Source organism: Streptomyces sp. cf386 (assembly GCF_900103585.1).
In the GTDB taxonomy this organism is placed as follows: Bacteria; Actinomycetota; Actinomycetes; order Streptomycetales; family Streptomycetaceae; genus Streptomyces.
In genome coordinates this window covers 1-24213 of record NZ_FNHV01000003.1, presented here as the reverse complement: position 1 = coordinate 24213, position 24213 = coordinate 1, and the positions used below count along the sequence as shown (strand labels likewise).

Below are 24213 nucleotides of genomic sequence, written 5' to 3'. Positions count from 1 at the left end.
CGATTGCTGTGCTGCTCGCCTCACCTGCGGAAGATCAGTCAGTGGCGGCGCGAGCGGGGGTGTTTCGGCCATTTCGCGTTGTCGGCGGGAATTCCGGAACCTCGCTCAAGCCCCAGCCCCAGCCCCAGCCTCGTCCTCGACCGTCACCCGCACCCCGACCCGCACCCCCCACCCCGCCATCGCCCCGGCCTCCGCCTCCAGCACATGCCGCGACCGAAGCCGGGGCAGCCCCAACCGCCCCGGCTTCATGGTGCGTACGGCGATGACGTTCAGCTTCCGGTCGAGGTACGCCACGTCGATGGGGATGCGCATCCGGAACGTGTGCACACCACTGGCGGGCGTGAGCAGCATCGCCCCGTCGACTGCGTCCCGCCCCAGAAGCCCTTTCGTACGGGCCCGATAGGACGCGGCGATCTCCAGGGGCACCCGGACGTCGCCCGACTCCCCGTGGACGACCAGGGCCCCTCGCCCGTCACGCCACCGTCGCCCCATCCTTGGCCACCTCCTGGATTTTCTGTTGTCCGCCGAGTGCTACCCGGGTAGGAAAGATCGCATGACCGGACTCGGCGCAGTATTCCGCCCCCAGCTCGCCCCCGAACGACTCCGATCCGTCGCCGAACTCGCCGACGCCGCGGGCCTCGAAGAGCTCTGGCTCTGGGAGGACTGTTTCCGCGAGGGCGGGATCTCCACGGCCGCGGCCGCCCTCGCCTGGACCGAGCGGGTCAAGATCGGCGTCGGGCTGCTGCCGGTCCCGCTGCGGAACGTCGCCATCGCCGCCATGGAGGCCGCCACGCTGCACCGCATGTTCCCGGGGCGGCCGATCCTCGCCGTCGGGCACGGTGTGCAGGACTGGATGGGGCAGGTCGGGGCCCGGGTCGAGTCGCCGGTGACCCTGCTGCGGGAGCATCTCGTCGCCCTGCGTGCCCTGCTCGGCGGGGAGCGGGTCAGCACCGAGGGCCGGTACGTCAAGCTCGACGACGTCGCCCTGGACTGGCCGCCCGCCGGGCCGGTGCCCGTCATCGCCGGGGTCACCGGGCCCCGCTCGCTGCGGCTCGCCGGGGAGGCCGCCGACGGGACCCTGCTCACCGCGTCGACGTCGCCCGAGGGGGTACGGCGGGCACGGCAGCTCATCGACGAGGGGCGGGAGTCGGCCGGCCGCGCCGGTACCGAGCCGCACCCGGTCGTCGTCTATCTCCTCACCGCCACCGGGCCCGACGCGGCCGCCCGTGTCAAGGCCGAGCTGGCCGCCGAGGGGCTCGGCTCCGTGCCGGATCTCGGTGTCGCCGGGGACGCCGGCACCGTGGCGAAGGCCGTGCAGCGGCTCGCGGACGCCGGTGCCGACACCGTGGTGCTGCAGCCGACGGGGGACGAGCCGGATCCGGAGGGGTTCGTGCGGTTCGCGTCGGAGGAGGTGCGGCCGCTGGTGCCGTAGGCCGGCGCTCACCCCGGGCGGCGATCCCCCGCCATCCCGTCGATCAACTCCCGCACGATGTCCATGTGCCCCGCATGCCGCGCCGTTTCCTCGATCATGTGGACGAGGACCCAGCGCAGGGTGACGGAGTGGTCCCGCCACGGCGGTCGGCCGACGGTGTCAAGGGGCAGCTCGGTGATCGTGCGGTCTGCGGCTGTCCGGGCCCGGCCGTAGAACTCGACGATCTGTGAGGTCGTCTCGTCCTCGTCCGCCCGCATGTCCTCGCCTTGGTACGGGTCGAACCACAGCGGCTCCACCGCACCGCCGAAGGCCTCCACGAACCAGCCGTACTCCACCGACGCCAAGTGCTTCACCAGACCGAGCAGGCTCGTGCCCGAGGGGGTCATCGGGCGGCGCAGCTGCTCGTCGTCCAGCCCCTCCAGCTTCCACAGCGCCGCGTCCCGCATCTGGTCCAGGCTTGCGTGCAGCGTTTCCCTCTCGGCCCCCGCGTACGGCATGTCCGATGCCCCAGGATTCGTCATGCCGCAGAAAATTAGCAGCGCCCACTGACAACGCCCTGGGACGATCACCGCATGAAGGAGCCGCAGCACACCCAGGACACCCAGGACACCCAGGAGACCCAGGACACCCGGACCTTCGACGACCTCGTCGCCGAAGGCGTCGCCGTCCCCACCGAGGGCTGGGACTTCTCCTGGTTCGAGGGGCGGGCCACCGAGGCGCGGCCCTCCTGGGGATACGCCACGTCCCTCGCCGAGCGGCTCTCCCGCGCCACCGCCGCCCTCGACATCCAGACCGGGGGAGGGGAGGTACTCGACTTCGCGCTGCGCCGCGCCGCCCCGAAGGTTCCGCCCCTCACCGTCACCACCGAGGGCTGGCCGCCGAACGTCGCCAAGGCCACCGCCGTCCTCCGTCCGCACGGCGTCGCCGTCGTGGCCGCGCCCGAGGACGCCCCGCTGCCGTTCGCCGACGGCGCCTTCGACCTGGTCAGCAGCCGGCACCCGGTCAGTCCGCACTGGGCCGAGATCGCCCGTGTCCTGCAGCCCGGCGGCAGCTACTTCGCCCAGCACGTCGGGCCGCGCAGCGTCTTCGAGCTCGTCGAGTACTTCCTCGGCCCGCTCCCGCAGGAGCAGAGCAACGGCCGCCACCCCGACCGCGAGCGCGCCGCCGCCGAGGCCGCCGGGCTCGACGTCGTCGATCTGCGGGCCGAGCGGCTGCGCATCGAGTTCCACGACATCGCGGCCGTCGTCCACTTCCTGCGGAAGGTGGTGTGGATGGTCCCCGACTTCACCGTAGAGGCGTACGAACCCCGACTGCGCGCCCTGCACGAGCAGATCCGGTCCGACGGCCCCTTCGTCGCGCACAGCACCCGCCACCTCTTCGAGGCCCGCAAGCCCGACGCCTGAGCCGGTCCGCCGCCGCGCCCCTCACGCATGCGGACCGACCGTCACCTCCCCGACCAGCAACTCGGCCCTCGCCTCCAGCACCTCCCCGATCCGCTCCACCTGTTCGCCCAGCTCCCGCTCCTGCCGCGCCGTGAGCCGACGCCCGACCAACTCCACCGTGACCGTCGTACGGCGGCCCTGACGCCGCTGGTGCCAGACCCCGGCCACCACGCCGTCCACCAACAGCACGGGGTAGTTCCCCGCCTGGCCGCCCGCCAGAGCCCGCCGGTACGCGTTCCCGGGGAACAGCGACTCCCGCGGCTGCGCGGCAATGGCGTACGCGTCGAAGTACGGCAGCAACCGCACGCCCCGCACCCGCCCGCCCGGAAACCCCGTGTCCCCCGCCGCCACCCAGGCCGCCACTCCCTCGAACGACACCTCCTCGACCTCCCCACCCTCCGCCAACTCCCCGAACAGCCCCACGGCCCACCCCACCGGCGCCGCCAGCCACTTGGCAAAGTGCTGAGGCGTCGCCGGCCCATACGCCCACAAATACCGCAACACAAGCTCCCGAAGCGCCCCTTCACCCCCCGTCGGCCCTGACCGGGACACCCTGGCCTCCGTCCCCTCGCCCGCTGTCGGCCCTGACTGGGACAGTCCAGGCCTTGTCTCTTCGCCGGCGGTCGGTCCTGGCCGGGCCAGCCCGGACTTTGTCTCTTCGCCGACGGTCGGCGCTGACTGGGACAGCCCGGGCTCTGTCTCTTCGCCGGCCGTCGGCCCCGACCGGGACACCCCGGAACCCTGCCCCGGCCCCGAACCCGACGACGGCCCTGACCCGGGTCCCAGCCCGGATCCGTGCCACAGCGCTGGCTCGGATCCCAGCCCCGCCCGGGAGCCCGACCCCGGCCCTGAAACTGCCCCCGCCCCCGCCCCGGATTCCAGCCCCGCCCCGAAATCCGACGGCCCCCCTGCCCCCACCCCCCGCGGCCGCGTATACGTAACCCTCCGCCCCCGATTCGGCCCAAAGCACAGCACCCCCGCCTGCCCCGCCCGATGCATCACCTGCCGCCAGCGTGGCCACAGGTCCTGAAAAGCCGGCATCACCAGGTCGCCGGCCCAGGGCCCGGTGCGGGCGACCACCTCCGTGCCCAGCTCCTCCACGGTCAGGCACACCCCGTCCAGGGCGTCCCCGATCGCCGCCACGATCTGCTGCGCCTGTTCCTCCGTCACCCGCACGTCCGGCGGGAACGGGCTCGGGCCGGTCGGAATCGCGCTGAGCGCACCGCACCACAGGGGCAGTTCGGCGGCGGGGAGCAGATGCACGGTGCCGCGTGGGCCGAACGTCTTCACCAGTGAGTGGTCCTCCCACAGTGCCGCCCGTACGTCGGCCCGCGTCACCCCCGCGACCCGCACCCCCACCGACACCTCGGCCGCGGACAGCACCTGCGCATGCGCGCCCAGCATCGCCCCGACCACGTCGGCCACCGGCGTGCCGCGCCCGGCGGGACGGTCCAGGAACTGCCGTTCCAGCCGCCGCGCACTCGCCTGGTCCCACGTGACAGTGACAGTCATAGGTCGACGTTAGGCCGGACAGAGGACAGATGCTGTCCGCTTACAGGCGGCTCTTTCGGCGGATCGTCGGCGGCTCGTCACCCACCGTGTGCCGCGCGGTGCAAACCGTGCATCCGTGCGCGAACGCCCGTCGCCTCCTGCGCATCAAAGGAGCCCTCGCCTTTTCCACATTGTTATGACGGCTGACTCGCTTTCATCCCGCTTGTCGCGTAAGTTCAGACCAAGGTAATTCGCGTAAGCAAAGCTGCGCGGCGGGGCCGCGCAGCGGAGGGGGCTGCGCGGTGCCGTGCGCCCGTAGGCGCCCCTGCTGGACGCGCATCGCGTCGACCCCGCCTCCGCCCCATGGCGCCCTCCGTGCCGTCAAGTGGGCGTTCGCGGTCGGGGTCACCCGGGCGAGGGAAGCGCGGACAAGTCGCCGAGCAGCTCCCAAGATGCGGCAAACCCCATGGATTCCTACGGATCCCTCCGCATCCCACCCGTTTTCCCCAGGGAATCCGCCCCGACTAGGGCACGATTTCGCCACGAAAGGGCCCTCTGGTCGTCACCGGGCCGTCGCCGAGCGATTTCGGAGAGTAGTTGTGGCACGCCGATGCGCGCAGCATCCCTTACGAAGGGTTATGGTGGAAACCCCCCCTCGGGCCGGTCCGTCTCCCCCCCACGGACCGGCCCGTTTTTTTGTGCGCCTCGCACCCTGAAACAGGCGCCAACAACAGGCACCGCTACCCTGCATGTGCGGGGACCGCCACCGTACGGAGGGGCTGACAATCACGTGAACCTGCGCGACAAGCTGCGCGGCCTGCTGGTCAGGCTGTACGCACGCCGGGTGGAAGGTCACCTGGACCACGCTCAGGTGCCCAAGCACATCGGCGTGATCATGGACGGCAACCGGCGCTGGGCGAAGGCGGCGGGCTCCACCACCGTGCACGGTCACCGCGCAGGCGCCGAGAAGATCGAGGAGTTCCTCGGCTGGTGCAGCGAGACCGACGTCGAGGTCGTCACCCTCTGGCTGCTGTCGACCGACAACTTCGACCGGCCGCAGGACGAGCTCGGCCCGCTCCTCGGGATCATCGAGGACGTCGTCCGCTCCCTGGCCACCGACGGCCGCTGGCGCGTGCATCACGTCGGCACGCCCGACCTGCTGCCGGCCGGGATGCAGAACACCCTCAAGGAAGCCGAGGAGACCACCGCCGACGTCGACGGGATACTGGTCAACGTCGCCATCGGCTACGGCGGTCGCCAGGAGATCGCCGACGCGGTGCGGTCGATGGTCCTCGACGCACAGGACAAGGGCACCTCGATGGAGGAGCTCGCCGACTCGGTCAGCGTCGATCTGATCGGCCGCCACCTCTACACCGGCGACCAGCCCGACCCCGACCTCGTGATCCGCACCAGCGGCGAGCAGCGGCTGTCCGGATTCATGCTCTGGCAGACGGCCCACTCCGAGTACTACTTCTGTGAGGTCTTCTGGCCGGCCTTCCGCAAGGTCGACTTCCTGCGCGCCTTGCGCGACTACGCGGCACGGCACCGGCGTTACGGCGGCTGAGCCGCTTTCCGCCGCTCTCCTCGCCGTATCCGGACGAGGCGAAAGTCACCCTCTCCGGGACAGAAGTAACAAGGAGTTCACCAGCGCGCCGTCATATGCGCTGGCATGGCACCGCATGTTCGAGGGCATAAGCCAAGCAGGTCGACACCCGAACCACGGGTGTCGTATCTCAGCGGGCGGCGCCGGAGCCGTCCGCCCGGGAGGCCCTTTGCACCAGCCCGACCGTGCGGTCACAGCACGGAAGAAGACGCGGGGGGCCGGTTTTCGGCCCGTGCAGGGCCGTCGACCGGTCCAGCTCCACTCCGTCGCTCCCCGACCTCATCCGAGGGGGTACGTCCTTCCGTGGTGACCAGCACAAAGCGCCACAAGCCAGACCGGCGCACCTACGTTCTCGACACCAGCGTCCTGCTGGCCGACCCCAATGCCCTGAGCCGCTTCGACGAGCACGAGGTCGTGCTCCCCATCGTCGTGGTGACGGAACTGGAGGCCAAGAGGCACCATCCCGAACTCGGCTACTTCGCCCGGCAGGCACTGCGTCTGCTCGACGAGTTCCGGGTCCGGCACGGTCGCCTCGACGCCCCCATTCCGATCGGGGACCTCGGCGGGACCGTCCGTGTCGAGCTCAACCACTCGGACCCCAGCGTTCTGCCGACCGGCTACCGCCTGGGGGACAACGACTCCCGCATCCTCGCGGTCGCCCGCAATCTGCAGGCCGAGGGGTTCGACGTCACCGTCGTGTCGAAGGACCTGCCGCTCAGGATCAAGGCCTCGTCCGTCGGCCTCCTCGCCGAGGAGTACCGCGCCGAGCTCGCCATCACGGACTCGTCCGGCTGGACCGGAATGTCCGAACTGACCCTGCCCGGCGAACAGGTGGACATCCTCTTCGAGGAGGGGCATGTCTACGTCCCCGAGGTCGCCGGAATGCCGGTGCACACCGGGCTGACCATCCAGTCCGAGCGCGGCAAGGCGCTGGGCCGGATCACACCCGAGGGCAACGTCCGGGTGGTGCGCGGCGATCGGGAGGCGTTCGGCATCAAGGGCCGCAGCGCCGAGCAGCGGATCGCGCTCGACCTGCTGCTCGACCCGGACATCGGGATCGTCTCCATGGGCGGCCGGGCCGGCACCGGCAAGTCGGCGCTGGCGCTGTGCGCCGGCCTGGAGGCGGTGCTGGAGCGCCGTCAGCACCAGAAGGTGATGGTCTTCCGGCCGCTGTACGCGGTGGGCGGGCAGGAGCTCGGTTATTTGCCCGGCTCCGAGGCCGAGAAGATGAGCCCCTGGGCGCAGGCGGTCTTCGACACGCTGTCCGCGGTCACCAGCCGCGAGGTCATCGAAGAGGTCACCGCGCGCGGAATGCTGGAGGTGCTTCCTCTCACCCACATCCGCGGACGCTCGTTGCACGACGCGTTCGTGATCGTGGACGAGGCGCAGTCACTGGAAAGGAATGTCCTGCTGACGGTTCTGTCCCGAATTGGCGCCAATTCGCGGGTCGTTCTGACCCATGACGTGGCCCAGCGGGACAATCTGCGGGTCGGGCGCTACGACGGTGTCGTCGCCGTCGTGGAGAAGCTGAAGGGACATCCGCTCTTCGCCCACGTCACGCTGACGAGGTCCGAGAGGTCCCAGATCGCCGCCCTTGTGACCGAAATGCTGGAGGACGGGCAGATCTGACCCAAGTGCTCAACTTGCGGTAGCTACTCGTTGGTTGGCGCCGTTCGGAAAGGCAGTGAGCCTATCCGGGCGGCGCCTTGGCGTGTGCGGCTTTCCGTAAAACCCCTGGGACAAACGAGGTGTGAGCTTTCACACGCAACACAGAATTGCCTTGCGGCGTCCGGGTGCGGCAGAGTCTCACTCCTGTCAGGCCCCGCATACGACACATCTGTACCCCCAGCGGTACGGCACCACAGCAACACCACAGCTAACTCCATAGCGTCGTCGTATGCCGCCCGAGTTCTCACGCGGCGCTCCCCCAGGGGAGTTGCCCACCGGGTCCGAGCCTCCCGTGACCCCGCAGTTGGGAGGCCAGAGCCAGGGGCACGATTGCGTCCGCCAGGGTCACCGAAGTGGACGATGCTGGAAGGAAACCGTGTGAGTCCGATTTCGGTCAGGGGATTCGCAGTGGCCTCGGCCACCGCGGTCACCGCTGTCGGAAGCGTCGTCGGCGTTGCCTCGGGCAGCACCGCGCAGAACAACGACGCCGAGGCGACGGCTGCCGATTCGACGCTCCTCGCGGACATACCCGCGGGCCAGCAGGCCCAGGTGCAGATCGAGTCCATGTCGGCGCAGGCCGATGTCCAGGCCATCGCCGCGGACGCGAGCGCCAAGAAGGATGCTGAGGAGGCCGCCCGCAAGGCTGCCGCCCAGACCGCGATCGACAAGAAGGAAGCCGCCGAGAAGGCAGAGAAGGCGGCGCAGGAAGCCAAGGAGCGCGAAGAGGCCGAGGCGAAGGCCTCCCGGTCCGCCTCCGACTTCCCCATCCAGGGCTCGTACAGCATCGCCGAGATCCAGTCGATGGCGCGCTCGATGGTCCCGAGCGACCAGTTCCAGTGCTTCAGCAACATCGTGGACCACGAGTCCGACTGGAACTACAAGGCCGTCAACCCGTCTTCGGGCGCCTACGGTCTCTTCCAGGCCCTGCCCGGTTCCAAGATGTCGTCCGTCGGCTCGGACTGGCAGACGAACCCGGCCACCCAGATCAAATGGGGCCTCAACTACATGAACGACCGCTACGGCAGCCCGTGCGGCGCCTGGGACTTCTGGCAGGCCAACAACTGGTACTGAGTCCGCGCTCAACCTTGTGGAGCCCCTCACCGTCCTTCGGTGAGGGGCTTTCGCTTGCCTCCGTGCAACGCCATGTACGGTCGGACGGAACGACTCCAGGGGGGAGTGGTGAGGAGAGACGGGGGAAGAGGACGGATCATGTCGCGAGTGCCAGGGTGGCTCGGTCGGCTCGGCGCCGGACTGAGCGAGATGAGCGAGCGGTTGAACGAGCGCCGCGCCGCGGTGGAACGGGAGAGCGACGAGCTCCAGCCGGCACGGCGGTCCGGTGCCGGGGGACCCGCCACCGTGCCCGACTCCGCCGCCGCTGAGGCATCACCGCCGCCCGCCGACCACGTCCCACGGCCCCCCGACTACGCGCCCGCCGCCCCGCCGCCCCGCCCCGACCCCGCACAGGTCGTGCCGTGGGGCGTACGGGTCGCGGCCGAGGCAGGCTGGCGACTGCTGGTGCTGGCCGGCACGGTCTGGGTGCTGATGCGGGTCATCAGCGCCGTACAGCTGGTGGTGCTGGCGTTCGTCATCGCCCTGCTCCTCACCGCGCTGATGCAGCCGGCCGTGGCGGGGCTGACACGGCGCGGTGTGCCGCGCGGGCTCGCCACAGCCCTGACCGCGATCCTCGGGTTCGTGGTCATCGGGTTGATGGGCTGGTTCGTGACCTGGCAGGTCATGGAGAACATCGACAACCTCTCCGACCAGGTCCAGGACGGCATCGACGAGCTGCGCAACTGGCTGCTCAACAGCCCGTTCCACGTCACCGACAAGCAGATCAACGACATCGCCGAGAACCTCCGGGAGGCGATCGGCGCCAACACCGACGCGATCACCTCGGCCGGCCTCGAAGGCGTCACGGTCATCGTCGAGGCGCTCACCGGCATTCTGCTGGCGGCCTTCTCGACGCTGTTCCTGCTCTACGACGGCAAGCGGATCTGGCAGTGGACCCTCAAGCTGGTCCCGGCCGCGGCCCGTCCGGGCGTTGCGGGTGCCGGGCCGCGGGCCTGGGCGACGCTGACGGCGTATGTGCGCGGCACGGTGATGGTCGCCCTGATCGACGCCGTCTTCATCGGCATCGGCATCTACTTCCTCGACGTCCCGATGGCCGTCCCGCTCGCCGTCTTCATCTTCCTGTTCTCCTTCATCCCGCTCGTCGGCGCGGTGGCCTCCGGCGCGCTGGCCGTGGTCGTGGCCCTGGTGACACAGGGCGTCTTCACCGCGGTCATGACCCTCGCGGTCGTCCTGGCCGTGCAGCAGATCGAGGGCCACATCCTCCAGCCGTTCATCCTGGGCCGCGCGGTGCGCGTCCATCCGCTGGCGGTCGTGCTGTCGGTGGCGGCCGGCGGCATGGTGGCGGGGATCGGCGGCGCGGTGGTGGCCGTACCGCTGGTGGCGGTGACGAACACGATCGTGGGGTATCTGCGGGCGTACTCGCAGGAGGCGGCACTTCGCTACGCACCCGAACCCAGGGGAGCGACAGCGGTGGGTGTGGCTGCTGTGGACCCGCCACCGTCCGACAGGGACAAGGACAAGGACAAGGCCAGGGGCACGGACAAGGCGGCGTCGGAGCACTGACAAGGGCCCGTTCACCCTCAGGGTGAACGGGCCCCGCGTTTCTCGGCGAAGCGCTACTCCGCCAGAATCGCTTCCGCGTCCAGCGTCACGCCGACCGCCTGGATCACCGAAGCGATCTTGAACGCCTCCTGGATGACCTCACGGTCCACGCCCGCCTTGCGCAGCACCTGCTCGTGCGAGTCGAGGCACAGCCCGCAGCCGTTGATGGCGGACACCGCGAAGGACCACAGCTCGAAGTCGACCTTGTCGACACCGGGGTTGCCGATGACGTTCATACGGAGTCCCGCGCGCAGGTTGCCGTACTCGTGGTCGGACAGCAGGTGCCGGGTCCGGTAGAAGACGTTGTTCATCGCCATCACCGCGGCGGCGGACTTGGCCGCGTGGTAGGCCTCCGGCGAGAGGTTCGCCTTGGCCTCCGGCGCCAGCTCGCGCAGCACGATCGGGGAGCGGGAGGCGATCGCGGTGGCGAGTACCGTGCCCCACAGCTGCTGCGCGGGCAGGTCCGAGTTGCCGATGACCGAGCCCAGATTGAGCTTCAGGTCCTTGGCGTAGTCAGGTACGCGGGACTTGAGAGAGTCGAGGGACATGTCACTCACTCTCCGGCAAGCAGCTTGACCGGGTCCAGGGTGTCTTCGCCCTTGGTCCAGTTGCACGGGCACAGCTCGTCCGTCTGGAGGGCGTCGAGGACCCGCAGGACCTCCTTGGGGTTACGGCCGACGGAGCCGGCGGTCACCATGGAGAACTGGATCTCGTTGTTCTGGTCGACGATGAAGACGGCGCGCTTGGCGAAGCCGTCCTCGCCCTCGATGCCGAGGTCGCGCATCAGCTCGTGCTTGGAGTCGGCCAGCATCGGGAACGGCAGGTCGCGCAGGTCGTCGTGGTCCTTGCGCCAGGCGTGGTGCACGAACTCCGAGTCACCGGAGAAGCCGAGCACCTGGGCGTCACGGTCGGCGAACTCCTCGTTCAGCTTGCCGAAGGCCGCGATCTCGGTCGGGCAGACGAAGGTGAAGTCCTTCGGCCAGGCGAAGACGATCTTCCACTTGCCCTCGTAGGTCTTGTGGTGGATCGTCTCGAACTCCTTGCCCTTCTCCAGCGAGACGCAGGCGGTCAGTTCGAACTCGGGGAACTTGTCACCGACAGTGAGCACGTACAGGCCCTTCAGACATTACTTGGGTTGGACAGGTGTAACCCTGTCAGACACTCCTGTCGGAGGTAAAATCGACCAATTGGTCAATGTGATCAGCAATGTCGATCAGTGCGCACGCCGGGCGAGTGCCTGGCTGCTCACATGGGGATTCCCCGCGCGGGGCAGACGACGGATACGACGAGAGCCTCTGCCAGGGTGCAGGAAGGGGCCTTGGCGCCCGAGCGCTCCTCCAGCGCGACATGGGACCGCCCGTGTGGTTGGTGTGGATGTCGACCGGTCTCGTGACAGCCTGCGCCCCCGTCAGCAGCTGATCCCACGGGGCCTTCAGCTGCTCCGCTCTGGAGATGTTCACCCACGACGTCAGCCGATCCACCGTCGCACCGATGAGACGCAACATCACATAGCCGGCCAGGACTATGGCGAATTCTTGGCCGGCATTTGCTCGGGGCCCTGCGATGACGGCGGCGACCATCCCGCCGCCGCAGATGATGACCGTCGTGACGGTGGCGAGCCGAGCAGCCGAAACAAGAGGCAGGCTATTGACAGCCTGTCCAACGGTAAAGGCGCCGAGGGCGGCAACGCTCACAGCGATCAACATGCCAGGCCACCATGAATGAACAAACGGCTCAGTCAGCGTGATCGCCGATAACCCGAGCATCACACCGACGATCTCGATACGCGGACGGTTCGTCACCAGGCTCTGCACCGACCCTGCCTGCACCCAGTCGATCTACTCCGTAGACTGCCGCCCACCACCAGCCAGAGCACGCCGAGGACCGGTCACACGGCTTGATCGGGGTTGGCGCAGTCCCATAGGTGATCCGCGGGCGGGTTGTCGGCGGTCACTGTCTGGGCGAGCGTTTCGCAGGCGGGCAAAGACCGTACGGCGGTGCACTGCACGGTGCGTCATGCCGTAGGGCCCTGCGTCCGCGGCGTGCTCCGTACCTCGTTCAGCTGTTGCCCGTGTCCACGGGAAGAGTTGCTTCGTCGAGTGCGGCTCGGGCTGCCGCGGCGAACATGCGAGACTGCGCGAGCGGACCAGGATGCCTGCGCGTCTCCCAACCTGTCGTGTGCGGCTTGGAGTTGGCGATGAGCTTCTTCAACGTCCGCGTCATCGATCAGGGAACGTGCAGCCCGTTTCAGAGCGTTACGTGTCTCGTGGGCGGGCGCGAGAAAGGCGCTGTAGGCGTCGCGCCGGGCCTGTCTGCGCCACTGTGCGTGGTCAACTGTTGCCTGGGCTCGTATCTGCCGGCGGCTCGACCACCCGGATATGGCCGACGCTGAGACGGTTCCGAGGACGCCTGAACGGCCCCCAGCAGCGCCGCGATTCCCTGATCCACAGAGAGATTGTGCACTCCCTGCCCTGCATTGTGGGGCGACGGCGAGCTCCTCCAACTCTCTCGCGCACCATCTGAAGCCGGTGGCTCGACGCCGTGCGTGATCCGTTCATGCCGTCAACAGTGAACATCACCGCGGTGAAGACGGTCCCCGAGATGCGCGACAGCGAAAGCTGGCTCAGCATCGAATCCAGGGGCATCGGTTTGCTTCCAGGGGCTTCGGTTCGACGGGGATTCTCCGATTGCACAGGAACGACCTTTCAACGGTCAATCACTCTCGGCCCGGGCATGTCCCGAGAATTCCGTCATCAAGAAGAAATCGATGGGGCGATGCGCTATGTCCAACAATCAACCGAGTGGTGTCCCGGCACCGCTCCAGAGCTTCGAGCCGGCTGTCGAACTGCTCCAGGAGGCACCGGAAGAGGACGCCCGGAGCGGGCTGGACGCGACGCTCCATGAGGTCGAGGGCCAGGGGGCCGGTGACGCCGATGCCGCGGCGGCACAGCCACCTCCCTTCGTGCCGGTGGAAGAAGTGCCGCAGACCACCCTCGCAGAACGGTGGCGCGAGCACATAGAGGCGTCTCGACAGCGAGGAGCGTGATCATGCCGTATGTCCGCAACAGTCATTCCTCGACGATCCAGGTGGCTGGAATGTACTGGGACCCGCAGAGATGCGGGCAGTACGGAAACTACCGGACCCTGGGTTGGTGGCGCATCAAGCCCTACGAGCGAATCCTCCTTGCGCCCAACAATCAGCAGTTCTTCTACTGGTACGCCGAGTCCGACGACGGCTACAAGTGGGACGGCCGCTACGGTCCCGTCTATACCTATCTCTACCCGTTCGAATCCTGCCTGCAGATCGGCTCGACCGGAGCGTGGAAGACGGTGACGATGCGCCCGCACGACCAGTACGCCTATCCCGGTGGCGTGAACGTGGACATCTGAGCCGCACCGCGAGCAGGAAGTCTGGAGCATCACCATGACTGCTCAACAGGAAAAGGACGCTGAGCGGTACTGCGCCCAGCCTCCGCAGAGAATCCCGGCGCTGCCCTCGGACCTCAGTCTTCCGCGGACCAGGGCGATATTGGCCAATCACGCGAAGTGGGTGAACGGCACCCAGCTGCGGTACAGCTTCCTCGACGGTGCCGACGACGGCGTGGCAAAAGCGTGGTTGACCGAGGTCCACGACGGTTTTGAGGAGTGGGAGGGCCTGGGCATCGGACTGAAGTTCCGTCCCGAGGACAACCCTGCGGAATCGGAGATCCGGATCACCTTTGCCGATGACGGATCCTGGTCGTACGTCGGCACGGACTGTCTCGGCATCGGCGCCGAAGAGGCCACGATGAACTTCGGATGGGACCCGACCTCGCCCTACGGCAAGGCCACGGTCCGGCACGAGATAGGGCATGCGCTCGGCTTCTGCCATGAGCATCAGAATCCGTTCGCCGGCATCGAGTGGAACGTGGACAAGGTCTACGAGTACATGGCGGGATCGCCCAATTTCTGGCCCCCGGAGACGACTTACCACAACATCATCCGCAAACTCTCCACGGATCAGGTGGCCGGTTCGCACTGGGATGTGCTGTCCATCATGGAATACGGCTTCGGACCCGGTCTGATAAAGCGGCCGGAGGCATACCGGAACGGCATTCCTTCTCCGCTCAAACTGTCTGATCAGGACAAGGAGTACGTGCGCACGTGGTATCCGCCGCTGGCCCCTCAAATGGACGAGCTGAAGCCGTTCCAGTCGTCGGTCCTCGGCCTCGCCTCAGGAGACCAGGCCGACTACGAGGTCATCCCGGAGAAGAGCCAGAAATACCAGTTCGGCACCTTCGGAAACGCCGACGTGAAGATGGTTCTCTTCGAGCAGGTCGACGGTGAGAACCTGCGCTATGTCACCGGAGATGACGACAGCGGCGAGGACCGCAACGGCCGCTTTGAAGTCAAACTCTTCAAAGGGCGCCGGTATGTCCTCCGCGTCCGGATGTACTCCACGTGGGGTTCTGCGAACGCGTCGGTCATGTACTGGTGACCGCAGGCGGGAGAAAAGAGCGAGGCCCTGTAGACCGGGCCTCGCTCTTTCATGTGCCGGGGCCGACGCGCAGGCGTCGACCCCTGTCACTCACTCCGTGCGCAGCCCGTCCGGGCGCATCAGCCGCAGCAGCGGCGGCAGGCTGAGGACGGTCACCGCGAGGACGACCGCGGCGCCGATGCCCGTCATCGTCAGCACGCTGGCCCAGTCCACGCTCACCGCGGTGTCGACCATCTTCAGCAGCACCGCGCCCAGCGTCAGTCCCACCACCGACGCCAGCACCAGACCCAGCGCGATCGGGATCGCCGTCTGCCACAGCACCGACAGGCTCAGCGTGCGGCGCCGGGTGCCGAAGGCGACCAGGGACGACAGCAGCTTCTTGCGCTCGCGCAGCTGCTCCAGCTGGGAGACCAGCAGGCTCGCGCCGATGAGCAGCAGCACGCAGGTCGCGCCGACGAACAGCCCGGTGCGGATGGACTGGAACTGCAGCGAGCGCGTGCTGGACGCCATCGTGTACACGTTCGCGAGGGGGGCGAGCCGCGCGGCGGTGTTGCGCGCGTATTCGGAGGCGTCCGGCTCCGAGAGGTCCAGCTGGAGGAACACCTGCTGGCTCATGCCGGCTCGCGCGGCCTCGGGCAGTGCGGCGGAGGTGAACAGCAGGCCGCCGCGCTCGTAGCCGGTCGGGTCCGCGCGTCGCGCCGCCGTCTTGATGCCGGACGGCACCTTCCAGGCCACCGTGTGGCTCGTCGACCCGGTGTACGCCGGGTCGAAGTACAGGGTGCCGCCCGGTTTGGTGACCTTGGTCGTGTCGCTGTCGTACTCCCCGCCGAGGATCTGGAAGACGTCGCCGTCCCGGCACGAGGTCAGACGTGCCACCTCGCGCAGCTGGGCGCAGCTGCCGACGGCCACCTCCACCGAGTTCTCCGGGTCCTGCGCCTGGTCTGCGGCCGAGCCCAGGGAGACGGCCGACGCACGGCGTACGCCCTTGGTCTGCTGCAGCTGCCGGTTGACCTCGTCCAGCGAGGCGTCGCCGCGCACGGAGACCTCCATCTGAGCTCGGCTCAGGTCGTTCGCCGTGGCCTTGGTGTAGTCGCCCTCGACCCCGGAGAACAGCATCTGCAGCGCGATCGCCCCGGCCACCGCGACAGCGATGCCGTTGACCATGCGGGCGGCCGAGCCGCTGCTCAACTGCAGCCTGCGGACGGCCAGTTGCCAGGAGACCGAGCCCGCGTTCAGGCGGGCCACCACGGCCTCGACGATCCACGGCAGCAGCGCGGTGATGCCGACCAGCAGCAGCACGGTGCCGCCGATCACCATCCACTGGTTGAAGTCCCCGTTGCTGTTGCCCTGCCCCACCATCGGGTACAGCAACGCGAGGCCGCCCAGCGGCAGCAGCAGCCGCCACCACAGCCTGCGGCGGGGGGGCTTCGCCGTACGGACCACACCCAGCGGCTCGATGACGACCCCGCGCAGAGCGAACAGCGTCACCAGGACCGCCGCGGCCGGTACGGCGACGGCGACCAGCACGGCGAGCGCGGGCGAGGGGTTGAGGTCGCTCGGGAACACGCTGATGTCCCGCACCTCCAGCAGGGCCGCCGCCTGACGCCCCACCAGGAAGAAGCCGGTGCCGAAGACCAGCCCGAGCAGCGCCCCGGCGAGTGCCTCGCCGCCCGCGATCCGGCGCGCCATCCGCCCGTCCGCGCCGACCAGCCGGAGCGCCGCGAGCCGACGGTCCCGGCGTTCGCCGCCGAAGCGCACGGCCGCCGCGATGAACACCGCGACCGGCAGCAGCAGGACGGTGAAGACGATCAGGATGAGCAGGAGCAGTACCGGGTCCAGCTCATCCCCTGTGTTCCCGGGCGACGGGCCGAAGTAGTCGATGCGCTCGACGGTGCCGCCGGACAGCTGGTCCTCCAACCCGGAGGCACCCGCGTAGTAGGCGAGTTCGCCGGGCCCGATGAGCCCGGCCTGCTGGATGGTGCCGGTGATCCGGTACGGGAGGCGTTCGCGCAGCAGCTGGCCGGAGTCGGACTTGAGCAGCCGGTCCAGCGCGGGCGAGATCACCATCTCGCCCTTCGCGGGGAACTTCTCGACCCCCGGCGGCAGCGGCGCCTGTGCTCCCTCGGGCTCCAGCAGCCGGCCGCGTACGTCCTTGCTGCGGAAGAAGGTGTCGGTGTGGGCGATGATCAGCGTGTCGTCCGCCTTCGGCAGCACCTTGCCGCTGTACGTGAAGTCGTCCCGCGCGCTGCCGCGCTCGTTGCGCTCGGACAGCGCGCTCGGGATGGCGGTGGTCAGCAGCAGCAGCGCCACGCCGAGCCCGACGCCGACGGCCGTCAGCAGGGCCCGGACCCAGCCCTCGCGTCCGCCGGCGAAGGCGAACCGCATCCCCATGCCCAGATCCTTGGTCCTCCCCCAAACTCTCGACTTCGCTCGAGCCCGGGGGTGCCCCCCTCCCACGCTCATACGGCGCGCTCCATGTCCCGCGACTTGCCGTCCCGTACGACGATCTCGCGGTCGGAGTAGGCGGCGACCCGTGCCTCGTGCGTGACGAGGACGACGGCGGCGTTGGTCGACCGTGCCGCATCCGTCAGCAGCTCCATCACGCGCTCGCCGTTGAGGGAGTCGAGCGCGCCGGTCGGCTCGTCGGCGAACAGCACGCGCGGGTTGGTGACCAGCGAGCGGGCGACGGCGACGCGCTGCCCCTGACCGCCGGAGACCTCGCCGGGCCGCTTCTTGCGCAGGTCGTCGACCTCCAGTCGTTCCATCCAGGTCAGGGCGGCCTTCTCGGCCTCCTTGCGGGAGGTGCCGTTGAGCCGCAGCGGGAGGGCGACGTTCTCGACGCAGGTCAACTCCGGTACGAGCTGCCCGAACTGGAAGACGAACCCGAACTCGGAGCGTCTGAGCGCACTGCGTTCGGCGTCGTTCATGGTGGCCAGCTCGCGCCCGTTGTAGGTGATGGACCCGGAGTCGGGTGGCACGATGCCGGCGAGACAGTGCAGCAGGGTCGACTTGCCGGAGCCGGACGGCCCCATGACGGCGACGACCTCGCCGGGGTGGATGGAGAACTCGGCGCCGTCGAGGGCGAGGGTGGGGCCGTAGGCCTTGCGCAGCGCTTCGGCCGCGAGCAGGGAACCGGGAGGCGGAGTCACTTGGTCACCACCTCGGCCAGCTTGTCGAGACGCGCGGCGGTGAGTTCCAGCCAGCGCAGGTCGGCCTCCAGGTGGAACAGGGCGTGGTCGCAGATCAGCTGATCGGCGAGGTCCCCCTTGCGCTTGCGGTCGGTGAGGATCCGCATCATCCGCAGGTGCTCGGCGCGCTGGGTGTCGAGGATGTCGGCCGCGTTGCGCCGCGTGAGCAGGGCGAGGACGACCTTGGTGTACAGGGTCGACTGGAGGTACGGCTCCGGCTTCTCGGGCGTCGCGAGCCATGTCTGTACGTCGGTGATCCCGGCGTCGGTGATGGCGTACCGCTTGCGCTCGGGCCCGCCGCCGGGCTCGATCCCGTCGACCTCGACGAGGCCGTTCTTCAGCAGCCGGGACATCGTCGAGTAGACCTGGCCGTAGTGCAGCGGCCGGTCGTGACCGAACTTCTCGTCGAAGGCCCGCTTGAGGTCGTAGCCGTGGCGGGGGCCCGATTCCAGGAGCCCTAGAAGGGTGTGACCGATGGACATGACCAGGACACTACACCGGGTGTATACGCGGCATGTATACGCGCAGTGTGTAGATCATGGCGTGGGGTGTGAAGCCCCAGGTGGGGGTCGATTGTCACGGTTCTGCTACTGGGACTCGGGCGGGTTCGCCGACGGGCGTCCCCTGCGGGGAATCGGCTTGGCCTCACCCGGCAGCCGCCCCGCCTCCGCGAGGGCGCGCCGCAGCAGGAACTCGATCTGCGCGTTGGCCGAGCGCAGCTCGTCCCCCGCCCAGCGCGCCAACGCGTCGTACACGGACGGGTCGAGCCGCAGCAGCACCTGCTTGCGCTGCGGCCGACCCTGGGGGGCCGAACCCCCGGCGGGAACCGTCACTGGTAGAGCGTCCCGGTGTTGAGGACCGGCTGTGGGGCCCGGTCGCCGCACAGCACCACCATCAGGTTCGACACCATCGCCGCCTTCCGCTCGTCGTCCAGCTCCACGATGTCCCGCTCGGAGATCCGCGCGAGCGCCGCCTCGACCATGCCGACCGCCCCGTCGACGATCTGCCGCCTGGCCGCGACGACCGCTCCGGCCTGCTGTCGCTGGAGCATCGCGGAGGCGATCTCGGGAGCGTACGCGAGATGCGTGAAGCGGGACTCTATGATCTGCACTCCGGCGGCCTCCACGCGCGCGTGCAGTTCGAAGGCGAGCTTCTCGGTGATCTCCTCGGCGTTGCCGCGCAGCGACAGGCCGCCCTCGTCATGGGCGTCGTAGGGGTACTCGATGGCGATGTGCCGCACGGCGGCCTCCGTCTGAGTGGCCACGAACTCCAGGTAGTTGTCCACCTCGAAGGTCGCCTGTGCGGTGTCCTCGACCTTCCACACCACGACCGCGGCGAGCTCGATCGGGTTGCCGTAGGCGTCGTTGACCTTGAGGACGGCCGTCTCGTGGTTACGGACCCGGGTCGAGATCTTCGTGCGGGACGTGAGGGGGTTCACCCAGCGCAGCCCGTCCTGCCGGATCGTCCCCCGGTACCGCCCGAAGAGCTGGACGACCCGCGCCTCGCCCGGCGCGACCATGTTCAGCCCGCACATCGCCAGGATGGCGGCGATGGCGACCAGGATGCCGGCGATGATCAGCACCGCCTGGGCGCCGGCCCCGGAGACGGCCCCGGCGCTGACCAGCAGTCCCGCGCCGAGCAGCAGCCCGACCAGCCCCAGCAGCAGGGCGAGCCCGCCGCCGATGCTGTGCGCGGTGAACTCGCGCACCTGCGGTGCGGGCATGTCGGGTACGTCGGGTGCTTCGGCGGCGACGGATGTCGCGTCGCTCTTGTCGTTCGACATGGGCGGTATCCCCCGTTTCGTCCGGAAGCCGCGGCCGACTTCCCCTATCGCGCGTCTATCTAAGTGATATCACTTTACCCCGAGCGAGCAACCCTATGCATCCCTCGGTCGTCGGTTCCTGTGGGACAGGTGCTGATTGTCACGTCCGTAAAAGCCCGGATCGGCAGTCCTTTGTCACAACTTCTGGTGTTAGCTTTCTGAGCTGACCTGAGCGGCGAACCTGTGTGGCGGGAGCGCACACAAGAGCGAAGCGGAGCGGAACGGACCCATGGGACGAGCGGAAGAGAGACGAGCGCGTCAACGTGGTGGCCGCCGCGCCGCCCCCCGGCGCTCGGAAGCGACACCGTCGGCCGCCGGAGGCGACGCGGTCACCGTGGTGGGCTCGGCGCCCGTCCCGGGAGGCCGGGCCGCGGCCCGCAGAGCGGCCAAGGGCGGGGCCGGCAAGGGTGGTGCAGGCAAGGGCCGAATACGGAGGCTCTTCACCTGGAAGAAGATGCTCGGCACGTTCCTCGGCATCTGCCTGCTCGGCATCGGGGCCTTCATCGCGCTGTATCTGTACGTGGACATCCCGGAGGACAACGCCGCCGCCCAGGCCGCCCAGCGCCAGAGCAACGTCTACAAGTACAGCGACGGCTCGACCCTGGCCCGTGACGGCGAGATCAACCGCGAGATCGTGGACCTGACCAAGGTGCCGAAGGAGGTCCGGTACACCTTCGTCGCCGCCGAGAACAAGTCCTTCTACAACGACAACGGCATCGACCTGAAGGGCACGGCCCGCGGTCTGCTCAACACGGTGATGGGCAAGGGCGCGCAGGGTGGTTCGACGATCACCCAGCAGTACGTCAAGAACTACTACCTCAGCCAGGAACAGACCGTCAGTCGCAAGCTCAAGGAGATGGTCATCTCCTTGAAGGTCGACCGCCAGATGTCGAAGGACGACATCCTCGCCGGCTACATCAACACCAGCTACTACGGCCGCAGCGCCTATGGCATCCAGGCCGCCGCCCAGGCCTACTACGGCGTCGACGCCGACAGGCTCTCCGTCGCACAGGGCGCGTATCTCGCCGCGTTGCTGCAGGCGCCGAGTCAGTACGACTGGCAGGCCGCGTCCGAGACCGGCAAGAAGCTGGTCCAGGCCCGCTGGAACTACGTCCTGGACAACATGGTCGAGGAGGGCTGGCTGAGCAAGGCCGATCGCCAGGACATGACGTTCCCGAAGCCGAGGGAACCGAAGCCCGCCGCCGGACTGGAGGGCCAGAAGGGCTACTTCGTCGCGCTCGCCAACCGTCAGCTGGAGGACCAGCTGATGAAGCAGCAGAGCCTCACCCGCTCCCAGGCCGAGGCCGCGGTCGTCGACCAGGGCTGGACCATCACCCTGAACATCGACAAGAAGAAGCAGGCCCAGCTGGAGAAGGCCGTCAAGGCGCAGCTGACCAGCAAGCTGGACGCGAAGAAGCGCAAGGTCGACGCGGACATCCAGGCCGGTGCCGCCTCCGTCGACCCCAAGACGGGCAAGGTCGTGGCGCTGTACGGCGGCGTGGACTACTTCAAGCACTACACGAGCAACGCGACCCGCACGGACTACCAGCCCGCCTCCACGTTCAAGCCGGTGATCCTCGCCGCCGCCCTGGAGGAGAACGCCGAGACCCGGTCCGGCAAGCCGATCACCGCGAACACGATCTACGACGGCACCAGCAAGCGGCAGGTCCTGGACAGCAACGGCGACAAGGTCGGCTTCGCCCCCGAGAACGAGGACGACGAGAACTACGGCGACATCACCGTCCAGACGGCGATGAACAAGTCGGTCAACTCCGTCTTCGCGCAGATGGGCGTCGACGTCGGCATGAAGAACGTCATGGACGTGGCCGGCAAGCTCGGCATGGACGTCGCCGACGAGCAGGCCGTACCCGCCCAGACCCTGGGCACCATGGGCGCGAGCCCGCTGCAGATGGCCGGCGTGTACGCCACCCTGGACAACCACGGCAAGAAGGTCACCCCGAGCATCATCAAGACGGCCGAGCACAACAGCCAGGCGGTCGAGATACCGAACCCGATCGGCGAGCAGGTCATCAGCCGCGAGGTCGCCGACACCGTGACCTCGGTGCTGACGGGCGTGGTCGACGACGGTACGGCCCGGAAGTCCGTGGCGAACAACCCCAAGCGCGACGGCCAGAAGGTCGCCGGCAAGACGGGTACGTCCGACGACAACAAGTCGGCCTGGTTCACCGGCTACACACCCGACCTGGTCACCTCGGTCGGCCTGTTCGGCGAGGACGAGAAGACCCACGCTCAGACCAAGATGTACGGCGCGGGCGGCGAGGTCCGCGTCAACGGCGGTGGCTTCCCGGCGGAGATCTGGGCGGCGTACATGTTCGGCGTGACGAAGACGAACGCCAAGTTCGACCTCGACACCGACCAGGGCGCGGCGGTCCAGCCGACCTGGACGCCGACTCCGACGCAGGAGCCGACGACCCAGGAGCCGACGGAGGAACCGACGACCCAGAAGCCGACGGAGACCCCGACGACCGAGGAGCCGACGGAAACGCCGACGACCGAGGAACCGACGGACGAGCCGACGACCGAGCCACCGACGGACGAGCCGACGACCGAACCGACGGACGACATCACGTTGGACCCGGTCAGACCCAACGACGACCGGTAGCTGACGACCAGTGGCTACAGAGAAGGGCGCCCGGCCTGCTGCCGGGCGCCCTTCTCTGTTGCGAGGTCCTGCGGTGCCTGCTCAGCCCCGGTTCAGCTCGAACCAGACGACTTTGCCGGTGCTGAGGCGGGTGGCGCCCCAGCGGCGGGCGAGTCGGTTGACGAGGTAGAGGCCGCGTCCGCCTTCGTCGGTGGCGCGGGCTTGGCGCAACCGCGGCAACTGCGGTACGTCGTCGCCGACTTCGCAGCGCAGGACGTCGGTGCGTAGCAGGCGCAGGGTGACGGGTCGGGTGGCGTAGCGGACGGCGTTGGTGACGACTTCGCTGACGAGGAGTTCGACGGAGTCGGTGAGTTCTTCCAGTCCCCAGCGGGCCAGGGCGCGTCGGGCGAGGCGGCGGGCGCGGCCGGGGGCGGCGTCTTCGGGCTCGAGGAACCAGTAGGCGACGTCGCTGGGGGCGATGCCGTCGAAGCGGGCGGCGAGCAGGGCGATGTCGTCGTCGCGGTCGCCGGGGCCGAGCATGTCGAGGACTTCGTCGCAGAGGGCTTCGAGGGGCGGGGGGTGGTCGGGTCCGGTGAGCTGGGCGGTCGCGGCGAGCTTTTCGCGTAGTTGCTCTATGCCGGTCCAGACGTCGCGCAGCCGGGACTCGACCAGGCCGTCGGTGTACAGAAGCAGCGTCGCTCCGGCCGGCGCGTCCAGTTCCACGGCCTCGAAGTCGACGCCGCCGACGCCGATCGGGGCGCCCGCGGGAACGCGGAGTACTTCTGCCCGGCCGCCGAGGTGGAGCAGGACGGGTGGTGGGTGGCCGGCGTTGGCGATGGTGATGCGGTGGGATACGGGGTCGTAGACGGCGTACAGGCAGGTGGCCATGCGGTCGGTGCCCAGGCGTTGGGCCTGTTCGTCGAGGTGGTGGAGGACTTCTTGTGGGGGCAGGTCGAGGCCGGCGAGGGTCTGGGCGGTGGTGCGCAGTTGGCCCATGATCGCGGCCGAGGTCATGGAGTGGCCCATGACGTCGCCGACGACCAGGGCGACGCGGCTGCCGGGCAGGGGGATCGCGTCGTACCAGTCGCCGCCGACGCGGGCGGTTTCGGCGGCGGGGAGGTAGCGGGAGGCGAGCCGGACGCCGGTGGGGCGGGGGAGTGTTTCGGGCAGCATGGTGCGCTGGAGTTCGTCGGCGATGTAGGCCTCGCGGCCGTAGAGGACGGCTTTGTCGATGCCGAGGGCGCTGTGGGTGGCGAGTTGGGCGGCGACGAGGAGGTCGTCGGGTTCGAAGGCGAGGCGGTCGGGGCGGCGTAGGAAGACGGCGGCGCCGATGACGCGGCGGCGGCCTCGTAGGGGGGCGAGGATGGCGCGTTGTCCGTCGGGGATGATCAGTTCGCCGTCGTCGCCGAGGAGTTCGGGCAGGGCGGCGCGGGCTGCGGGTGCGTCGGCGAAGACGGGGCGTACGCCGCGCAGGACCTCGGCGAGCGCGCCGCCGGGGCGGACCTCGCACAACTCGGCGGTCAGGGCCGACAACTCGGCCAGCTCCGTCGGCTCCGGCTGGGCCTGCGCGGGCAGGAAGCCGCCGTCGGTGTCCCGTTCCTCGGGGATGCGGTCCGTGCGGCGCAGGCGCAGGACGACGGGGCCGGTGGGCCGTTCGTCGCCGACGGGGAGGGGGTCGCGCAGGTAGACGAGGATCGCGTCGGAGAAGGTCGGCACGGTCGCCCGGCACAGCCCCATCACGATCTCGTCCAGGTCGATACCGCGCGCGATCCGCCGGGTCGCGGCGCCGACGAAGCGCAGCCGGTCACCGTCCCG

At 68.9% G+C, this 24213-nt stretch carries 21 protein-coding genes and 2 pseudogenes; 10 read left to right on the top strand and 13 right to left on the bottom strand.

Going from position 1 to position 24213, the window contains the following annotated elements; all coding sequences use genetic code 11:
- Positions 1-105: 105 nt before the first annotated feature.
- Positions 106-492: a DUF192 domain-containing protein gene (locus BLU79_RS07990; RefSeq protein WP_093904960.1), complete on the bottom strand. Its 387-nt coding sequence runs from the start codon at positions 490-492 to the stop codon at positions 106-108.
- A 61-nt stretch (positions 493-553) separates the two neighbouring features.
- Between BLU79_RS07990 and BLU79_RS07985 the strand changes: the two genes are divergently transcribed.
- A complete protein-coding gene (locus BLU79_RS07985; RefSeq protein WP_093904959.1) occupies positions 554-1432 on the top strand; it encodes an LLM class flavin-dependent oxidoreductase in 879 nt (292 codons plus the stop codon).
- Positions 1433-1440: 8 nt separating this feature from the next.
- On the opposite strand, the gene BLU79_RS07980 is transcribed toward BLU79_RS07985, so the two are convergent.
- The gene (locus BLU79_RS07980; RefSeq protein WP_256333200.1) at positions 1441-1953 is read right to left on the bottom strand and encodes a DinB family protein; all 513 of its coding nucleotides are present in this window, start codon (positions 1951-1953) and stop codon (positions 1441-1443) included.
- 51 nt (positions 1954-2004) lie between these two features.
- Between BLU79_RS07980 and BLU79_RS07975 the strand changes: the two genes are divergently transcribed.
- Positions 2005-2835: a class I SAM-dependent methyltransferase gene (locus BLU79_RS07975; protein ID WP_093904957.1), complete on the top strand. Its 831-nt coding sequence runs from the start codon at positions 2005-2007 to the stop codon at positions 2833-2835.
- 21 nt (positions 2836-2856) lie between these two features.
- On the opposite strand, the pseudogene BLU79_RS49900 reads toward BLU79_RS07975, so the two are convergent.
- Positions 2857-3390, bottom strand: a pseudogene (locus BLU79_RS49900) (DNA glycosylase AlkZ-like family protein); the annotation flags it as partial.
- Between the two features lie 408 nt (positions 3391-3798).
- Positions 3799-4386, bottom strand: a pseudogene (locus BLU79_RS49895) (DNA glycosylase AlkZ-like family protein); the annotation flags it as partial.
- Between the two features lie 769 nt (positions 4387-5155).
- Between BLU79_RS49895 and BLU79_RS07965 the strand changes: the two are divergent.
- From BLU79_RS07965 to BLU79_RS07950, 4 genes are all read left to right on the top strand, one after another.
- Positions 5156-5929 carry an isoprenyl transferase gene (locus tag BLU79_RS07965; RefSeq protein ID WP_093904955.1) on the top strand — a complete coding sequence of 258 codons (774 nt, stop codon included), beginning with the start codon at positions 5156-5158 and terminating at the stop codon, positions 5927-5929.
- Positions 5930-6271: 342 nt separating this feature from the next.
- A complete protein-coding gene (locus tag BLU79_RS07960) occupies positions 6272-7597 on the top strand; it encodes a PhoH family protein (protein WP_093904954.1) in 1326 nt (441 codons plus the stop codon).
- A 417-nt stretch (positions 7598-8014) separates the two neighbouring features.
- Positions 8015-8707 carry an aggregation-promoting factor C-terminal-like domain-containing protein gene (locus BLU79_RS07955; RefSeq protein WP_256333199.1) on the top strand — a complete coding sequence of 231 codons (693 nt, stop codon included), beginning with the start codon at positions 8015-8017 and terminating at the stop codon, positions 8705-8707.
- A 138-nt stretch (positions 8708-8845) separates the two neighbouring features.
- Complete coding sequence (locus BLU79_RS07950) at positions 8846-10270, top strand: AI-2E family transporter (protein WP_177000931.1); 1425 nt, start codon at positions 8846-8848, stop codon at positions 10268-10270.
- A 53-nt stretch (positions 10271-10323) separates the two neighbouring features.
- Here the strand turns inward: BLU79_RS07950 and BLU79_RS07945 are convergent, their stop codons facing one another.
- The 3 genes from BLU79_RS07945 to BLU79_RS07935 are packed head-to-tail and all read right to left on the bottom strand — an operon-like array spanning position 10324 to position 12123.
- Positions 10324-10857 (bottom strand): alkyl hydroperoxide reductase, encoded by a 534-nt coding sequence (locus tag BLU79_RS07945; protein WP_093904951.1) that lies wholly within the window; start codon positions 10855-10857, stop codon positions 10324-10326.
- Between the two features lie 5 nt (positions 10858-10862).
- The gene (locus tag BLU79_RS07940; protein WP_093904950.1) at positions 10863-11417 is read right to left on the bottom strand and encodes a peroxiredoxin; all 555 of its coding nucleotides are present in this window, start codon (positions 11415-11417) and stop codon (positions 10863-10865) included.
- Positions 11418-11463: 46 nt separating this feature from the next.
- Entirely contained in the window at positions 11464-12123 is a 660-nt protein-coding gene (locus BLU79_RS07935) for a hypothetical protein (RefSeq protein ID WP_143052471.1), read from the bottom strand.
- 968 nt (positions 12124-13091) lie between these two features.
- On the opposite strand from BLU79_RS07935, the gene BLU79_RS47825 reads away from it, so the two are divergent.
- The 3 genes from BLU79_RS47825 to BLU79_RS07925 are packed head-to-tail and all read left to right on the top strand — an operon-like array spanning position 13092 to position 14786.
- The gene (locus BLU79_RS47825) at positions 13092-13355 is read left to right on the top strand and encodes a hypothetical protein (protein ID WP_143052470.1); all 264 of its coding nucleotides are present in this window, start codon (positions 13092-13094) and stop codon (positions 13353-13355) included.
- A gap of 2 nt (positions 13356-13357) precedes the next feature.
- Entirely contained in the window at positions 13358-13699 is a 342-nt protein-coding gene (locus BLU79_RS07930) for a DUF1036 domain-containing protein (protein ID WP_107489282.1), read from the top strand.
- Positions 13700-13733: 34 nt separating this feature from the next.
- Positions 13734-14786 (top strand): M12 family metallopeptidase, encoded by a 1053-nt coding sequence (locus BLU79_RS07925; RefSeq protein ID WP_093904947.1) that lies wholly within the window; start codon positions 13734-13736, stop codon positions 14784-14786.
- Between the two features lie 90 nt (positions 14787-14876).
- Here BLU79_RS07925 and BLU79_RS07920 read toward each other — a convergent pair whose 3' ends face one another.
- The 5 genes from BLU79_RS07920 to BLU79_RS07900 all read right to left on the bottom strand — a co-directional run bounded on the left by BLU79_RS07920 (position 14877) and on the right by BLU79_RS07900 (position 19757).
- Positions 14877-17177, bottom strand: coding sequence for an ABC transporter permease (locus BLU79_RS07920; protein WP_177000930.1), 2301 nt, complete (start codon positions 17175-17177; stop codon positions 14877-14879).
- Positions 17178-17245: 68 nt separating this feature from the next.
- Positions 17246-17935 (bottom strand): ABC transporter ATP-binding protein, encoded by a 690-nt coding sequence (locus BLU79_RS07915; protein WP_093904945.1) that lies wholly within the window; start codon positions 17933-17935, stop codon positions 17246-17248.
- Positions 17932-18456 (bottom strand): PadR family transcriptional regulator, encoded by a 525-nt coding sequence (locus tag BLU79_RS07910; protein WP_093904944.1) that lies wholly within the window; start codon positions 18454-18456, stop codon positions 17932-17934. The genes BLU79_RS07915 and BLU79_RS07910 overlap by 4 nt, the downstream gene beginning before the upstream one ends.
- A gap of 105 nt (positions 18457-18561) precedes the next feature.
- The gene (locus BLU79_RS07905) at positions 18562-18807 is read right to left on the bottom strand and encodes a type II toxin-antitoxin system antitoxin (RefSeq protein ID WP_093904943.1); all 246 of its coding nucleotides are present in this window, start codon (positions 18805-18807) and stop codon (positions 18562-18564) included.
- The gene (locus tag BLU79_RS07900; protein WP_093904942.1) at positions 18804-19757 is read right to left on the bottom strand and encodes an SPFH domain-containing protein; all 954 of its coding nucleotides are present in this window, start codon (positions 19755-19757) and stop codon (positions 18804-18806) included. Before BLU79_RS07900 ends, BLU79_RS07905 begins: the two co-directional genes overlap by 4 nt.
- A gap of 268 nt (positions 19758-20025) precedes the next feature.
- On the opposite strand from BLU79_RS07900, the gene BLU79_RS07895 reads away from it, so the two are divergent.
- Positions 20026-22419: a transglycosylase domain-containing protein gene (locus BLU79_RS07895; protein ID WP_093904941.1), complete on the top strand. Its 2394-nt coding sequence runs from the start codon at positions 20026-20028 to the stop codon at positions 22417-22419.
- A gap of 81 nt (positions 22420-22500) precedes the next feature.
- On the opposite strand, the gene BLU79_RS07890 is transcribed toward BLU79_RS07895, so the two are convergent.
- Positions 22501-24213 (bottom strand): ATP-binding SpoIIE family protein phosphatase (locus tag BLU79_RS07890; RefSeq protein WP_107489281.1); only part of this gene is annotated, 1713 nt, incomplete at its 5' end.

Coding starts and splice junctions, on each gene's coding strand:
- BLU79_RS07990 (WP_093904960.1), bottom strand. CDS start 492: ATGGGGCGACGGTGGCGTGACGGGCGAGGGGCCCTGGTCGTCCACGGG.
- BLU79_RS07985 (WP_093904959.1), top strand. CDS start 554: ATGACCGGACTCGGCGCAGTATTCCGCCCCCAGCTCGCCCCCGAACGA.
- BLU79_RS07980 (WP_256333200.1), bottom strand. CDS start 1,953: ATGACGAATCCTGGGGCATCGGACATGCCGTACGCGGGGGCCGAGAGG.
- BLU79_RS07975 (WP_093904957.1), top strand. CDS start 2,005: ATGAAGGAGCCGCAGCACACCCAGGACACCCAGGACACCCAGGAGACC.
- BLU79_RS07950 (WP_177000931.1), top strand. CDS start 8,846: ATGTCGCGAGTGCCAGGGTGGCTCGGTCGGCTCGGCGCCGGACTGAGC.
- BLU79_RS07945 (WP_093904951.1), bottom strand. CDS start 10,857: ATGTCCCTCGACTCTCTCAAGTCCCGCGTACCTGACTACGCCAAGGAC.
- BLU79_RS47825 (WP_143052470.1), top strand. CDS start 13,092: ATGTCCAACAATCAACCGAGTGGTGTCCCGGCACCGCTCCAGAGCTTC.
- BLU79_RS07930 (WP_107489282.1), top strand. CDS start 13,358: ATGCCGTATGTCCGCAACAGTCATTCCTCGACGATCCAGGTGGCTGGA.
- BLU79_RS07925 (WP_093904947.1), top strand. CDS start 13,734: ATGACTGCTCAACAGGAAAAGGACGCTGAGCGGTACTGCGCCCAGCCT.
- BLU79_RS07920 (WP_177000930.1), bottom strand. CDS start 17,177: ATGGGGATGCGGTTCGCCTTCGCCGGCGGACGCGAGGGCTGGGTCCGG.
- BLU79_RS07910 (WP_093904944.1), bottom strand. CDS start 18,456: ATGTCCATCGGTCACACCCTTCTAGGGCTCCTGGAATCGGGCCCCCGC.
- BLU79_RS07900 (WP_093904942.1), bottom strand. CDS start 19,757: ATGTCGAACGACAAGAGCGACGCGACATCCGTCGCCGCCGAAGCACCC.
- BLU79_RS07895 (WP_093904941.1), top strand. CDS start 20,026: ATGGGACGAGCGGAAGAGAGACGAGCGCGTCAACGTGGTGGCCGCCGC.